Source organism: Knoellia altitudinis (assembly GCF_042666355.1).
Lineage (GTDB): Bacteria > Actinomycetota > Actinomycetes > Actinomycetales > Dermatophilaceae > Knoellia > Knoellia altitudinis.
Window position 1 is genome coordinate 487,776 of the sequence record NZ_JBHTDK010000002.1, and the last position, 13,037, is coordinate 500,812.

Annotated in this window: 15 protein-coding genes and 1 tRNA gene; 5 read left to right on the plus strand and 11 right to left on the minus strand. The window is 69.4% G+C overall.

Annotation, left to right across the window (positions count from 1 at the left end; translation table 11 throughout):
- Window positions 1-5 precede the first annotated feature (5 nt).
- Window positions 6-989: a magnesium and cobalt transport protein CorA gene (locus ACFQW8_RS17090; RefSeq protein ID WP_380089449.1), complete on the plus strand. Its 984-nt coding sequence runs from the start codon at window positions 6-8 to the stop codon at window positions 987-989.
- A gap of 18 nt (window positions 990-1,007) precedes the next feature.
- On the opposite strand, the gene ACFQW8_RS17095 is transcribed toward ACFQW8_RS17090, so the two are convergent.
- From ACFQW8_RS17095 to ACFQW8_RS17105, 3 genes are read right to left on the minus strand one after another with little or no spacing between them, the layout of a single operon-like run.
- On the minus strand, window positions 1,008-1,889 hold the full coding sequence (locus ACFQW8_RS17095; RefSeq protein WP_380089451.1) for an undecaprenyl-diphosphate phosphatase: 882 nt from the start codon (window positions 1,887-1,889) through the stop codon (window positions 1,008-1,010).
- Window positions 1,886-2,959 carry an LLM class F420-dependent oxidoreductase gene (locus tag ACFQW8_RS17100; RefSeq protein ID WP_380089453.1) on the minus strand — a complete coding sequence of 358 codons (1,074 nt, stop codon included), beginning with the start codon at window positions 2,957-2,959 and terminating at the stop codon, window positions 1,886-1,888. Before ACFQW8_RS17100 ends, ACFQW8_RS17095 begins: the two co-directional genes overlap by 4 nt.
- A gap of 48 nt (window positions 2,960-3,007) precedes the next feature.
- Complete coding sequence (locus ACFQW8_RS17105; protein ID WP_380089455.1) at window positions 3,008-3,403, minus strand: hypothetical protein; 396 nt, start codon at window positions 3,401-3,403, stop codon at window positions 3,008-3,010.
- A gap of 39 nt (window positions 3,404-3,442) precedes the next feature.
- Between ACFQW8_RS17105 and ACFQW8_RS17110 the strand changes: the two genes are divergently transcribed.
- Complete coding sequence (locus ACFQW8_RS17110) at window positions 3,443-3,628, plus strand: DUF5703 family protein (RefSeq protein ID WP_380089457.1); 186 nt, start codon at window positions 3,443-3,445, stop codon at window positions 3,626-3,628.
- A gap of 42 nt (window positions 3,629-3,670) precedes the next feature.
- On the opposite strand, the gene ACFQW8_RS17115 is transcribed toward ACFQW8_RS17110, so the two are convergent.
- Entirely contained in the window at window positions 3,671-4,999 is a 1,329-nt protein-coding gene (locus ACFQW8_RS17115; RefSeq protein ID WP_380089458.1) for a M20/M25/M40 family metallo-hydrolase, read from the minus strand.
- A 104-nt stretch (window positions 5,000-5,103) separates the two neighbouring features.
- Here ACFQW8_RS17115 and ACFQW8_RS17120 point away from each other — a divergent pair.
- Window positions 5,104-5,188: transfer RNA gene (locus tag ACFQW8_RS17120), tRNA-Leu, on the plus strand.
- Between the two features lie 88 nt (window positions 5,189-5,276).
- Here the strand turns inward: ACFQW8_RS17120 and ACFQW8_RS17125 are convergent.
- Both ACFQW8_RS17125 and ACFQW8_RS17130 read right to left on the minus strand, forming a co-directional pair.
- Window positions 5,277-6,176, minus strand: a complete 900-nt coding sequence (locus ACFQW8_RS17125) for a bile acid:sodium symporter family protein (protein WP_380089460.1) — start codon at window positions 6,174-6,176, stop codon at window positions 5,277-5,279.
- 30 nt (window positions 6,177-6,206) lie between these two features.
- Complete coding sequence (locus tag ACFQW8_RS17130) at window positions 6,207-7,751, minus strand: serine/threonine-protein kinase (RefSeq protein WP_380089462.1); 1,545 nt, start codon at window positions 7,749-7,751, stop codon at window positions 6,207-6,209.
- Between the two features lie 56 nt (window positions 7,752-7,807).
- Between ACFQW8_RS17130 and ACFQW8_RS17135 the strand changes: the two genes are divergently transcribed.
- Both ACFQW8_RS17135 and ACFQW8_RS17140 read left to right on the plus strand, forming a co-directional pair.
- The gene (locus tag ACFQW8_RS17135; protein ID WP_380089464.1) at window positions 7,808-8,572 is read left to right on the plus strand and encodes a HipA family kinase; all 765 of its coding nucleotides are present in this window, start codon (window positions 7,808-7,810) and stop codon (window positions 8,570-8,572) included.
- Entirely contained in the window at window positions 8,569-8,946 is a 378-nt protein-coding gene (locus ACFQW8_RS17140; RefSeq protein WP_380089466.1) for a DUF3037 domain-containing protein, read from the plus strand. The genes ACFQW8_RS17135 and ACFQW8_RS17140 overlap by 4 nt, the downstream gene beginning before the upstream one ends.
- Window positions 8,947-8,957: 11 nt before the next feature.
- On the opposite strand, the gene ACFQW8_RS17145 is transcribed toward ACFQW8_RS17140, so the two are convergent.
- From ACFQW8_RS17145 to ACFQW8_RS17165, 5 genes are read right to left on the minus strand one after another with little or no spacing between them, the layout of a single operon-like run.
- On the minus strand, window positions 8,958-9,767 hold the full coding sequence (locus ACFQW8_RS17145) for a TrmH family RNA methyltransferase (RefSeq protein WP_380089468.1): 810 nt from the start codon (window positions 9,765-9,767) through the stop codon (window positions 8,958-8,960).
- Between the two features lie 24 nt (window positions 9,768-9,791).
- Window positions 9,792-10,514, minus strand: coding sequence for a sulfite exporter TauE/SafE family protein (locus tag ACFQW8_RS17150; protein ID WP_380089470.1), 723 nt, complete (start codon window positions 10,512-10,514; stop codon window positions 9,792-9,794).
- Window positions 10,511-11,299: a sulfite exporter TauE/SafE family protein gene (locus ACFQW8_RS17155; protein WP_380089471.1), complete on the minus strand. Its 789-nt coding sequence runs from the start codon at window positions 11,297-11,299 to the stop codon at window positions 10,511-10,513. Before ACFQW8_RS17155 ends, ACFQW8_RS17150 begins: the two co-directional genes overlap by 4 nt.
- 1 nt (window position 11,300) lies before the next feature.
- Entirely contained in the window at window positions 11,301-12,509 is a 1,209-nt protein-coding gene (locus tag ACFQW8_RS17160; protein ID WP_380089473.1) for an SPFH domain-containing protein, read from the minus strand.
- Between the two features lie 15 nt (window positions 12,510-12,524).
- Window positions 12,525-12,977, minus strand: coding sequence for an NfeD family protein (locus ACFQW8_RS17165; protein ID WP_380089475.1), 453 nt, complete (start codon window positions 12,975-12,977; stop codon window positions 12,525-12,527).
- Between the last annotated feature and the right edge of the window lie 60 nt (window positions 12,978-13,037).

Here is a 13,037-nt window from a genome sequence, read left to right on the forward strand (position 1 = left end):
CGCGCGTGATCATCGACAAGGCGCTCTACCGCGATGGCCGGCGAGGATCGTGCGGCGACCTCAGCGAGGAGCTCGACGCCCTGAGGGCCAACGGGGTGGGCACCGACTTCCTCTGGATCGGGCTCAAGGACCCCTCGATGACCGAGCTCCAGGACGCCAACGACGAGCTCGGACTGGGACTGCACCCCCTCGCCATCGAGGACGCGGTCAACGGTCGTCAGCGCGCCAAGATCGAGCTCTACGGCACCAACGTCTTCGTCGTCCTCAAGACGCTGAGCTACATCGAGGCCACCTCCGACGTCGAGACCGGCGAGCTCATGGTCCACGTCGGTGAGCACTTCGTCCTCACCATCCGGCGTGGGGAGCTCAGCCCGCTCGCCGGTGTGCGCAAGGACCTCGAGGACGACCAGGCCAAGCTCGCCCTCGGGCCGATGGCCGCGCTGCACGCCATCATCGACCGGGTCGTCGACCAGTACCGCGACATCGAGGTCGAGCTCGCGCGCGACATCGACGAGATCGAGGAGGCCGTGTTCTCGGACGGCCTCGTCTCGTCGGACACGATCTATCGCCTCAAGCGGGAGGTGCTCGAGTTCCGCCGGGCCATCACCCCTCTCATCGTGCCCGTCCGGATGCTCCACACGAGCGCTCGCTCGCCGGTCCCGGACGACGAGCTTCGGCTGCTGTTCCGTGACGTCGACGACCACCTGCACTTCGTGGCCGATCGCGTCGACTCCTACGACCGGCTGCTCAGCGACGTGCTCAGCGCCAACCTCGCCAAGATCTCCGTGCAGCAGAACTCCGACATGCGCAAGATCTCGGCCTGGGTCGCGATCGCCGCGGTGCCCACGGCCATCGCCGGGATCTACGGCATGAACTTCGACAACATGCCCGAGCTCCGGTGGCAGTACGGCTACTTCGCGGTCCTGGGACTCATGGCGACCGTCTGCGTGGGCCTCTTCGTCACCTTCAAGAAGGTCCGGTGGCTCTGAGCCCCACCAACACCTGCGTCAGGTGGCGGTGATCCAGCCGGCGCCGAGCGCCAGGAACATGAAGGCACCCAGCACGACGCGGTAGGCGATGAACGACATGAGCGAGTTGCTCTGCACGAACTTCAGCAGCCACGCAATGGACGCGTAGGCGACGACGAACGCCACCACCATCCCGGTGAGGATCGGTCCGACACCGAGGACCTTGAGGGCTTCGACGTTGTCGAAGGTCTCGTAGATCCCGGCGCCGGTGAGCGCCGGGATGGCGAGGAAGAACGACAGCTCGGTCGACGTGACCCGGTCGATCCCCCGCATGAGGCCGGCCGAGATCGTGGCTCCTGAGCGGGAGACACCGGGCACGAGCGAGAAGCACTGCACCAGACCGATGATCAGTCCGTCCTTGACGGTCAGCGCGTCCTCACCGCGATGCACCCCCTTGGCCTCGAGGACGTCATGACGGCGCTCGGCCACCCACATCACCGCGCTCCACAGCACGAGCGCTCCGGCGACGACCCAGAGGCTGCGCAACGGGCCGGAGATGAGGTCCTTGAGCAGCAGCGCGACGACGACGACGGGCAACGAGCCGACGATGACGGCCCAGGCGAGCTGGTAGTCGTGGTCCTGCCTCGCCTCGGCGCTGCGGAGCCCGGCCACCCAGGCGAGGAAGAGACGCAGGATCTTCTTGCCGAAATAGGTGAACGTCGCAAGGATCGCGCCGATCTGGATCAAGGCGGTGTATGCCGTGACCGCCGGTGCGTCGACCGGCATCCCGAGGAGCTTCTCGGCGATCGTGAGGTGGCCCGTCGAGGAGACCGGGAGGTACTCGGTGACCCCTTCGACGATGCCGAGGACGACGGACTGGAAGTAGCTGAGCTCGACGGGCGCGTCGACGGCAACGATCACGGGGTGGGGACTTCCTGGCTGGTGGTGGGGACGAGCTCGGACATGACGCGGAGGGTCTCGATGCGCTCCTCGACGGTCAGGGCGAAGGGTGAGACGGCCAACGTCGTGACCCCGGCGTCGGCGTAGCGCCCGATGCGCTCGGCGATCCGCTCGGGCGTGCCGAGGAGGGCTGTCGCGTCGATGAACTCGAACGGGACGGCCTCGGCGGCGTCACGGTGCCGGCCCGCGAGGAAGAGCTCCTGGACGCGGGCCGCCTCGGCCTCGAACCCCATGCGGCAGGCGAGCTGGTTGTAGAAGTTCTTCTCCTTCGAGCCCATGCCTCCGATGTAGAGGGCGGAGTATGCCGCGACGGCCGCCGCTCCCGCCTCCAGGTCGTCGGTGATGACGACCGGGACGGTGGGCACGATGTCGAACCCGTCGAGCGGGTCGTCCTCGGCTCCCCTGCCCGCGGCGCGACGTCCGGTCGCGATGGACTCGACGATCTCCCCGGAGTGCTCGGGCGAGAAGAAGATGGCTAGCCAGCCGTCGGCGATCTCGCCGGTGAGCTCGAGGTTCCTGGGACCCACCGCGGCGAGGTAGATCGGCAGGTTCTGCTGGGTGGGGGCGATCGTCAGCTTGAGGGCCTTCCCGGGACCATCGGGCAGCGGCAGCGTGAAGTGCTCGCCGGCATACTCCACGCGTTGGCGCGACAGCGCCTGCCGCACGATCTCGACGTACTCACGGGTGCGCGCGAGCGGTTTGGTGAAACGGACGCCGTGCCAGCCCTCGCTGACCTGGGGCCCGGAGACCCCGAGGCCCAGCCGGAAACGGCCTCCGGAGAGGTGATCCAGGGTGGCGGCGGTCATCGCGGTCATGGCCGGGGTGCGGCCCGGGATCTGCATCACGGCCGAGCCGAGCCCGATCCGCTCGGTGCGGGCGCCGATCCACGACAGGAAGGACACCGTGTCACTCCCATAGGCCTCAGCGACCCAGGCCGAGTCGTAGCCGAGGCGGTCCGCCTCCGTCGCGAGGGTGAGCATGTCCTGGCTCGTGGAGAGCCCCATGTAGCCGAGATTCACTGCCAGTCGCATGGCGCCAACGGTAGTGGCGGCCGCTGGTCACGGCGTCACCGAGGTGGGTCAGCGGGCTCGCGTGTCGCCGTTGGACGCAGGGGCGGCACTGGGGCCGCTGTCACCGGCAGTGTCGCCAGGAGTGTCGTCGGACTCGTCGTCGAACTCCTCGTCGTCGAGCCCGGAGTAGACACCGTCATCGTCGTCATCGTCGTCGCCGAGGTCGTCGTCATCGTCCTCCTCGTCGCTGTCGTCACCGTCGTCACCGGTGTAGACGTCGAGGGGGGTCATCTCGCCGAAGGACTCGTAGAGCGTGTTGTCGTAGGTCTCGAAGGCGTCGAGGAGGTCGTCGTAGGCCGCTGCCACCGTCGGGTCGTCCTCACCGCGACGACCGGAGCACGCCTCGAGGTGGCGTTCGAAGGCGGAGACGAGGAGGGAAAGGGCGGCACGCGGGTCGGCGCTCATAGTTGAGAACGGTAGCGCCTCGTGCCGCACAATGTGTCAATGGTCGAATACGAGTATCGGGTCCTGTCGTTCGGGCGCGACACCCGCCGCGGTGACATCCGACGCACCCTCACCGAGCAGGCCGAGTACGGCCACTGGGAGCTGCACCGCACCCGCATCTATATCGGTGGCGTCACGCGAACCTGGTTGCGACGCAGGATCATCCGCGCTCGGCGCGCCTCCTGACCACTCGGTCTCGGGCTCGCCTGCGCACTGCCCAGGAGCCCGTCAGCTGGTCTCGATGAGTCGCTGCAGGACGCGTGCGCCGAACTTCAGGGACTCGGTCGGGACGCGCTCGTTGATACCGTGGAACATCGGCGCGAAGTCGAGGTCCGCCGGGAGCCGCAGCGGCGCGAAGCCGTAGCCGGTGATGCCCAGCAGAGACAGCGCCTTGTTGTCGGTGCCGCCGGAGAGGCAGTAGGGCAGCACCTCGGCCTCGGGGTCCTCCTCCTTGAGCGCCGCGACCATCGCCTCCACGAGCGGCCCCTCGAAGGGCGAGTCCAGGGCGATGTCACGGTGCAGCACCTCGATCGTGACGTGCTCACCGACGAGGTCCTTGACGGTCTGCATGAGCTCGTCCTCATGGCCGGGGAGGAAGCGACAGTCGACGTTGGCGCTGGCGTGCTGCGGGATGACGTTGTGCTTGTAGCCGGCGTCGAGCATCGTCACGTTGCTGGTGTCCTGCAACGTTCCTCGCACGAACCCCTGGGCGCCACCGAGGTGCTCGAGCAGCTCTTCGGCGTCCTCGTCGGAGTAGCTCACACCTGTCAGCTCGCTCAGTCCGTCGAGCAGGGTGCGCACCGAGGGGATGTACTCACGCGGCCACTTGTGCGCGGCGAGGCGGCTGATGGCCTCGGCGAGCCGGGCGATGGGGTTCTCGTCGTTGGGCACGGAGCCGTGGCCGGCGCGGCCCGTTGCGGTGAGGCGGATCCAGGCGATGCCCTTCTCGGCGGTCTGCAGCAGGTAGGCGCGCTTCTCGCCGCCATCTGCCGTCGGCACGGTGACGCTGTAGCCCCCCACCTCGCTGATGGCCTCGGTCACGCCCTCGAACAGCTCGGGGCGGGTGTCGACGAGGTGGTGTGAGCCCTTGACTCCCCCGGCCTCTTCGTCGGCGAAGAGGGCGATGACGAGGTCGCGCGGCGGGACGATGCCCTCGCGGGCGATGTGGCGGACGCAGGCGATGATCATCGCGTCCATGTCCTTCATGTCGACGGCCCCGCGCCCCCAGATGCATCCGTCCTTCTCGAGACCCGAGAAGGGGTCGACCTCCCAGTCCTCGGCGTTGGCCGGGACGACGTCGAGGTGCCCGTGGATGCAGAGGCCCCCACGCTCCCGGTCGGCCCCCGGGATGCGGACGACGACCGAGGCACGGCCGGGGTCGGACTCGATGATCTCGGGTTCGAGGCCGACCTCGCGGAACAGCCCGACGACGTGGTCCGCCGCGGCCCGCTCCCCCGGGCCGGATCCGTCGCCGTAGTTCGACGTGTCGATGCGGATGAGGTCCTGGCAGATGCCGACGACCTCGTCCTCGGGGCGGCTGCTCGTGGTCTGCGTCATGCCGTCCACAGTAGGACGCCCACCCGATTTCTCGATGCGTCGGTATGCCGTGTAAAGTTCCGGCACGTTGCGAAGGACCGCTCCACGGGTCCGGCAATCACCTCGTCCGGGTGGCGGAAATGGCAGACGCGCTAGCTTGAGGTGCTAGTCCTCGTATAGAGGGTGGGGGTTCAAGTCCCCCCTCGGACACAGATCGCGCCCCGAGTCTCTGCAGGTCAGAGACTCGGGGCGCTTCGCTTTGCCCGTTGGAGGAGAGCCGGGGAGCACCAGGGGTACGTCAGCGGCTGCGCTGGTCCAGTGAGCGCTTCTCGTCGGTCGCACCGGCCACTGCGCGGTTGCGGACCACCACCCCGAACACGGCGGCGATCGGGAACATCAGCACCCCGTAGACGGCGGCCGGGATGGACATCTGGGTGTTTCCGATGACGGTGAGCGCCATGGCGATCGCCAGGGTGCTGTTGTGGATCCCGATCTCGAAACCGCTCGCCACCGCCTGGTCCTCCGACAGCCCCAGAGCCCGCGGGACGACATAGCCGACGCCGAGCGACAGGACGCAGAACAGGGCGGCGATCAGCCCGACCTCGGCGAAGTAGTCGGCGATGTTGTCGCGCTCGGACAGCATCGCGCCGAGGACGACGAGCAGCAGCAGCACCGCCGAGGCGATGCGCACGGGACGGTCCATCCGGTCCGCGAACCGGGGTGAGCGGCGCCGCACCAGCATCCCGATGACGACCGGGACCACGACGATGGCAAAGACCTGGAGCAGCTTGTCGTACTGCAGGCCCACCCGGCTCGAGTCGTCGATGAAGTGACTGATCGCGAAGTTCGTGAGGACCGGCAGGGTGATGATCGCGATGACCGAGTTGATGGCCGTGAGGGTGATGTTGAGGGCGACGTCACCGCGGAACAGGTGGCTGTAGAGGTTCGCGGTCGTGCCGCCGGGAGACGCCGCCAGGATCATGAAGCCCACCGCGAGCAACGGTGACAGGTCGAACAGCTTGACCAGCCCGAACGCGACCAGCGGCAGGAGCAGCAGCTGGCAGGCGAGTGCGATCGCCACGGCCTTCGGGCTCTGTCCCACCCTGCGGAAGTCGGCGGGCGTGAGGGAGAGGCCGAGTCCGAACATGATGACGGCCAGCGCGATCGGCAGGCCGACCGAGATGAGGGCGGAATCCATGGGGCGGAACGTACCGTGCGCGGGGGCCCGTCAGGGTCGGAACGCGTCTGCCGCCTCGCCCAGACTGGCCAGCGGCTCCTCGAGAGCAGCCGCACCGGGCTCACTGAGCTCGCCCTGCTGCCGGGCCTGGTTGAGCTCTCCCTCGATGTCGCCGACCAGTGAGTTCACCGCCGGCGCGTCGCCTGCACGGACGGCCTTGTCGATATCGCGGAGCTTGCCCTCGATGGTCTTGGCGATGGACGGGTCCAGGCCGTCGGCCGAGAGGCCACGGACGGCATCGCTCATCGCCGCGCTGGCATCGATGACGGCCGCACCGGTGTCCACCGAAGATGTCGGTGAGGGCGTGGTGGGTGTGGGCGTCGGGGTCGGGGTGGGCGTCGCCGTCTGCGTCACCGTGACAGGCGGGCTCGGGGTCGTCGGGCTGGGGGTCGGCGTCGGAGTGTCCGTCGTCGGCGAGTCCGTCGGTGTGACCGCGGGACTGGTCTGGGACGACGTCGGCGTGTTCGTCGGTGTGTTCGGTTCGTCGTCCTGCGAGAGCAGGTACCAGATGCCCGCCGCCGCGATGGCCGCGGCGAGCAGGAGCAGCCAGACCCAGGCGCGCGACCGGCGCGGCTCGTCCTCCCAGGCAGGCTCGGATGCCGGTGCGTAGACCGGTTCGTCCCACCTCTCCGGCCGCGGGGCGAGCGTGGTCGGCGGCACGGCAGCAGCAGCCACTGGGCTGATGATCTCGGTCACGGCCGGGGCGCGGTGCGAGCGCAGCAGCTCGGCGACCTCGTGGCCGGACTGCGGCCGCTCCGAGGGGTCCTTGGCGAGGAGCGCTGCGATGATCGCGGCGAGGTCGGCCGGGGTGTCGGGGCGCAGCTCGCGCACGTCCGCTGGAATGTCGTGGGCGTGCTTCATGAGGATCGCGACCGGTGTCGGGGCCGTGAAGGGTGCCTGTCCCGTCAGCAGGGCGTGCAGCACGCACCCGAGGGCATAGAGGTCGGCACGGGCATCGACCCGCTGCCCGGTCGCCTGCTCGGGGGCGAGGTACTCGGCCGTGCCGACGATCGTGTCGGTCATCGTCAGCTGGTGGTGGCCCAGTGCCTCGTCGACGAGCTGGGTGATGCCGAAGTCGAGGACCTTGGTGGTGCCGTCCGCGGCATACGAGATGTTGCCGGGCTTGATGTCACGGTGGATGATGCCCGCGTCGTGGGCGGCCTGCAGGGCGTCGCCCACCTCCTGGCCGATGGTGCGCACCTCGTCGACGGGCAGCGGGCCGAAGTCACGCAGCTGCTCGGCGAGCGTCGGTCCGGGAAGCAGCTCCATGACGAGGTATGCCGTGTGCTCCTCGACGCCGGTGTCGAAGACGGTGACGATGTGCGGGTGGTTGAGAGCAGCGGTCGCCCGCGCCTCACGGCGGAAGCGCTCGCCGGCGTTGTCGCTGTCGGGGCCGGTGAGGTCGAGGGTCTTGACCGCCACCTCGCGCCCGAGCATCTCGTCATCGGCCCGCCAGACGACAGCCATGCCACCGCGTCCCAGCGGGGCCCCCAGTCGGTAGCGACCGCCGAGCAGCCGCCCTTGCGTCGTGCTCAATGCAACTCCTCGCGTGGACGTCCGTCCGACCCTAGTCCCTCCCGTAACCTGTGAACGTGCTGCCCCAGATCACTGCGACGAGGTTCGTCACCCCCCTGCGCGAGGGTGGCTCGCTGCCCGGGATCGTCGAGGCGTCGGATGACGGCACCTACGTGGCGAAGTTCCGCGGCGCGGGCCAGGGGCTCAAGGTTCTCGTCGCGGAGGTGATCGTCGGGGAGCTGGGCCGGCGCCTCGGGATCCGCGTCCCCGCCATGGCGGTCATCGACCTGCCTCCGGCCCTGGCCCGCTACGAAGCCGACGAGGAGGTCCAAGACCTCCTCGTCGCGAGCACGGGTGACAACCTCGCCGTCGACTTCCTGCCGGGGTCCTTCGGCTATGACGGCTCGCGTCCACCCACCGCCGACGAGGCCGCCGACATCGTGTGGTTGGACGCCTTCACGGCCAACGTCGACCGCACCTGGTCCAACCCCAACCTGCTCGTGTGGCACCGCCAGGTGTGGGCCATCGACCACGGAGCGGCGATCTGGTTCCACCACTCCTGGCCGAGCCGCGGCGCCGATGCCTCGCGGTTCGCCAGCCAGCCGTTCGACGCCTCCGAGCACGTGCTCGGTGACGTCGCTGGTGACCTCGCGGCGGCACACGCCCGCGCGTGCGCGATCGTCACCCCGGGGCTGCTGGCCGAGGTCGTGGGACTCGTCCCCACCGAATGGCTCGAACCGGCTCCGGGTCTCGACGACGCAGCCGCGGTGCGGACGGCATACGTCGATCACCTCACACGACGACTCGAGAACGCCACCGTCTGGTGGGAGGCCACCGCATGAGCCACCCCTACCAGTACGTCGTCCTCAAGTGCGTCCCCCGCGTGGACCGTGGCGAGTGCCTCAACGTCGGCGTCGTGCTCTTCTCGCAGTCGGCCGGCTTCCTCGGTGCGGCGTGCCATGTCGACGCCGAACGGCTGCGTGCCTTCGCCCCGGAGGTGGACGTCGAGGCCGTCATCGCCTCCTTGGCCGTCGTCGACGACGTGTGCGCCGGCACCGACGGCGGCGGGCGTCCGCGGCTCGCGACGTCCGGCAAGCGGTTCGGATGGCTCAGCGCGCCCCGCAGCACCGTCATCCAGCCGTCCGGCGTGCACGGCGGGACGGCCGAGGACCCCGCGGCCGAGCTGGCAGCGCTGCTCGACCGACTCGTCCGCTAGGAGAAGCCGGGTCAGCGGGCCCGCAGGGCCCATGCTGCGACGGCGGCGGCGGCGGCGACGTTGAGGGAGTCCACGCCGCCAGCCATGGGGATCGTGACGACGAGGTCGGCGCTCTCGACCGTGCGACGGCTCAGCCCGTCGCCCTCGGTGCCGAGGACGAGCGCAAGCCGTTCGGGTGGGTCGGCGGCGAGCGTGTCGAGACCGATCGCGTCGTCGGACAGGGCCAGGGCAGCCACCGTGAAACCGCGGTCACGAAGCACGTTGATCCCCGCCGGCCACGGGTCGATGCGCGTCCAGGGCACCTGGAACACCGTCCCCATCGACACGCGGATCGCGCGACGATAGAGCGGGTCGGCGCACCGGGGCGTGACGAGCACGGCATCCACGCCGAGGGCTGCCGCGCTCCGGAAGATCGCACCCACGTTGGTGTGGTCGACGACGTCCTCGATGACGAGCACCCGTCGCGCGTCCGCGACGACCTCGTCGACCGAGCGCAGCTCGGGGCGCTGCATCGAGGCCAACGTTCCTCGGTGCAGGTGGAACCCGGTGAAGCCCTCGATGACGTCGTGGTCGGCCACGAAGACGGGTATGCCGTCTCGCTCGGCGTCCGTGACGAGGTCACTGAGGTCCGTGAGCCAGCGCTCCGCCATGAGGTAGGAGCGCGGCCGGTGCCCGGCCGCCACCGCCCGCCGGATGACCTTCTCGGACTCGGCGATGTAGAGGCCGCGCTCAGGCTCGGTCCGTCGCCGGAGCGCCACGTCGGTGAGGGCGACGTAGTCGCGGACGCGGTCGTCGTGGGGGTCGGTGATCCGTTGCGGCACGGTGTGAGGCTAGGAGGTGCGCGCTCAGAAGACGAATGCGCGCACGAGGATGCTCACTCCGGCCAGGACACAGAAGGCGAGCACTGCTCGGCGGAGCCGCTCGGTGTCGAGGCGGGCTCGCAGGGGTGACGCGGCGGCATACCCCAGCAGCAGGAACGGTATCCAGACGAGCCCGGTGACGAGCTGTTCGTCGGTGAACTCTCCGAGGAGGACGAGACCTGCCGCCGAGAGGGTCGAGCCGATGAGGAAGAAGGCGGCCAGGGTCGCCCGCAGACGGTCCGGCTTCTCGTGCTGCAGCACGAGAGCCAGGAACGGCCCACCGATGCTCGTCGCCGTCCCCCAGACGCCGGCGAGGCCTCCGGCGACCCCCGCCGTGACCGGTGTGTTGCGGATGCGGATGGTGGTGAGGGACGTCGCCACCGTCAGGAGGATGAGCACCGCGACGATGACCGAGATCGAGCGCACGGAGAGGACCGCCACCACGGCGACCCCGACGGGAGTGAGGAGCAGGCGCCCGAGCAGGGCCCACGACAGGGACCTCCACGCGATGTCGACAGGCGCCATGGACAGCTGGACGATGGGCAGCGAGAAGCTCGTGACCAGCAGGGCGCCGGGCATGAGGTCTGGCGCGAGGACGACGACGAACGGGGCGGCCACGACCGACATGCCGAACCCGATCGACGACTGCACGAACGCCCCGGTCAGGAGAGCGACCCCCAGCCCGAGGACGAGCGGCCAGTCGATCACGAGAACCAGAGCATGCGCACGATCGCGACGACACCGATGACGATGATGACGGCACGCAGGACGGTGGGCGGCAGTCGACGTCCCACCCGGGCGCCGAGGACGCCACCGAGGAGCGAGCCGGCAGCGATGAGTCCGGCCACGCGCCAGTCGACCTGCTCGGGCGCGACGATGATGAAGGTCAGGGCCGCCACCGAGTTGACGATGGTCGCGAGGACGTTCTTGATGGCGTTGAGGCTCTGCAGGCTCGCGCTCGTGAGCGTCGTGAGGACGCCCATGAGGATCACGCCCTGCGCCGCCCCGAAGTAGCCGCCGTAGATCGCGGTGGCGAAGACACCGACCATGAGCAGGGCGGCTCTGCGCGCCGAGTGCTCGTCCAGGGCTGTCGCCGGGAAGTCCCCGCGGCGCGCGGTCGTCCACGCCGTGATGCGAGGTCCGAAGACGACCAGCAGCAGGCCGAGACCGATGAGCGCCGGCACGATCGCCCGGAACGCCGCGGGGTCGAGCACGAGGAGCAGCCCCGCGCCGACGACTCCGCCGAGCAGCGACATCGGAGCCCACCGCAACAGCGTTGCCCTCGTCCCACGGAGCTCGTGCCGGTAGCCCCACGACCCGGTGAGGCCACCGGCCACGAGCCCGATGGTGTTGGAGACGTTGGCCGTGACCGGTGCATACCCGAAGAAGAGCAGGGTCGGGAAGGTCACCAGCGTGCCGGAACCGACGACGGTGTTGATCGTGCCGGCAACGACGCCGGCGACCAGGATGAGCGCTGCCTCGGCGGCGCCCACCTCAGCTCTGGCGCGGCGGGGCGGGGTCCGTCGGCGGGGCCGGATCCGCCGGCGGAGCGGGGTCCATCGCCGGGATGGGCTCGGTCAGCGGGGCAGGGTCCGCCTGCGGGGTCCGTGGCGGGACGGCGTCGGCGGGCGGCCTCAGCGGCGGCTGCTGACGGACCGGCACCTGGGAGTGGTCCTTGGCCTCGCGGGAGGCCTCACCCGCCTCGCCACGGGCCTCGGCAAGGGCCTGCGCCGGGTCGGCCAGCACCGTGTCGTCGAAGACCGTCTTCATCTCCTCGGTCGGCTCCCACGGCTCGGCGTCGTCGTCGCTGAAGCCGCCACCGTTGCCGCCGCCTCCCTCGTTGCGTCCGAGCATGCCGCCGATGCCCTTGAGGGCGTCGGTGAGCTCGCTGGGGATGATCCACATCTTGTTGGAGTCGCCGCGGGCGATCTGCGGGAGGACCTGGAGGTACTGGTAGGCGAGCAGCTTCTGGGTCGGCTTGCCGCGGTGGATGGCGTCGAAGACCTGCTGGATGGCGCGGGCCTGACCCTGGGCCTCGAGGACACGGGCCTGGGCCGAGCCCTCGGCACGCAGGATCTGGCTCTGCTTCTCACCCTCGGCCGTGAGGATGTTGGACTGCTTGGCGCCCTCGGCGGTGAGGATGATGGCGCGCCGCTCACGCTCGGCCTTCATCTGCTTCTCCATGGACTCCTGGATCGACATGGGCGGGTCGATCGCCTTGAGCTCGACGCGGTTGACGCGGATGCCCCACTTGCCCGTCGCCTCGTCGAGGACGCCGCGCAACTGCGCGTTGATCTGGTCGCGGCTGGTCAGCGTCTGCTCGAGGTCGAGGGAGCCGATGACGTTGCGGAGCGTGGTGACGGTGAGCTGCTCGATGCCCTGGATGAAGTTCGCGATCTCGTAGACCGCGGACTTGGCGTCGATGACGGAGTAGTAGATGACCGTGTCGATGTTGACGACGAGGTTGTCGCTGGTGATCACCGGCTGCGGCGGGAACGACACGACCTGCTCACGCAGGTCGATGTTGGCGCGCACCTTGTCGACGAAGGGCACGAGGAAATGTATGCCGCCCTCCAGCGTGGCGTTGTAGCGCCCGAGCCGCTCGATGATGAGCGCGGTCTGCTGCGGCACGATGCGCACGGTGCGCATGATGACGATCACTGCGAAGAGCAGCAGCAGGCCCAGGATGATGAGTTCGATCATGAGATCCCCTAGTGGTCAGTGGCGGTCGGCCGCGACGATGGCCGTCGCGCCGTGGATGGCGATGACACGAGCGTCGTCGCCGGGGCGCAGGGACTCAGAGCCCTCAGCGACCCGGGCCGACCACGTCTCCCCGGCGAGCTTGATCCGGCCGTCGGTGTCGGTGACGGTCTGGAGCACCCGGGCTTCACGTCCCACGAGACTCGACGCGCCGATGCTGTGGTCGTGCTCGCCCTGCGTGAACTTGCGCTTGACGATCGGGCGCACGACGAAGAGGAGCAGTCCTGCGACGAGGATGGCGATGATGACCTGGACGGTGGCGTTGCCGCCGAGGCCGGCCGCGAGCCCGCCGGCCAGCGCCCCGCCGGCGAGCATGACGAAGACGAAGTCCACCGTCGCCGCCTCGACCGCAGCGAGGATCAGGGCCACTCCCACCCAGACCAGCCACGGGTTGTCGGTGAGCCACTCCATGACATTCCCCTTTCGTGCCGTCGTCCTCGACGGCCTCTGTCAGGACAACGATCCCACGAG

Excerpts from the sequence above, each read along its gene's own strand:
- ACFQW8_RS17100 (WP_380089453.1), bottom strand. The coding sequence starts at position 2,959 with ATGCGACTGGCAGTGAATCTCGGCTACATGGGGCTCTCCACGAGCCAG.
- ACFQW8_RS17105 (WP_380089455.1), bottom strand. The coding sequence starts at position 3,403 with ATGAGCGCCGACCCGCGTGCCGCCCTTTCCCTCCTCGTCTCCGCCTTC.
- ACFQW8_RS17110 (WP_380089457.1), top strand. The coding sequence starts at position 3,443 with ATGGTCGAATACGAGTATCGGGTCCTGTCGTTCGGGCGCGACACCCGC.
- ACFQW8_RS17115 (WP_380089458.1), bottom strand. The coding sequence starts at position 4,999 with ATGACGCAGACCACGAGCAGCCGCCCCGAGGACGAGGTCGTCGGCATC.
- ACFQW8_RS17125 (WP_380089460.1), bottom strand. The coding sequence starts at position 6,176 with ATGGATTCCGCCCTCATCTCGGTCGGCCTGCCGATCGCGCTGGCCGTC.
- ACFQW8_RS17140 (WP_380089466.1), top strand. The coding sequence starts at position 8,569 with ATGAGCCACCCCTACCAGTACGTCGTCCTCAAGTGCGTCCCCCGCGTG.
- ACFQW8_RS17160 (WP_380089473.1), bottom strand. The coding sequence starts at position 12,509 with ATGATCGAACTCATCATCCTGGGCCTGCTGCTGCTCTTCGCAGTGATC.
- ACFQW8_RS17165 (WP_380089475.1), bottom strand. The coding sequence starts at position 12,977 with ATGGAGTGGCTCACCGACAACCCGTGGCTGGTCTGGGTGGGAGTGGCC.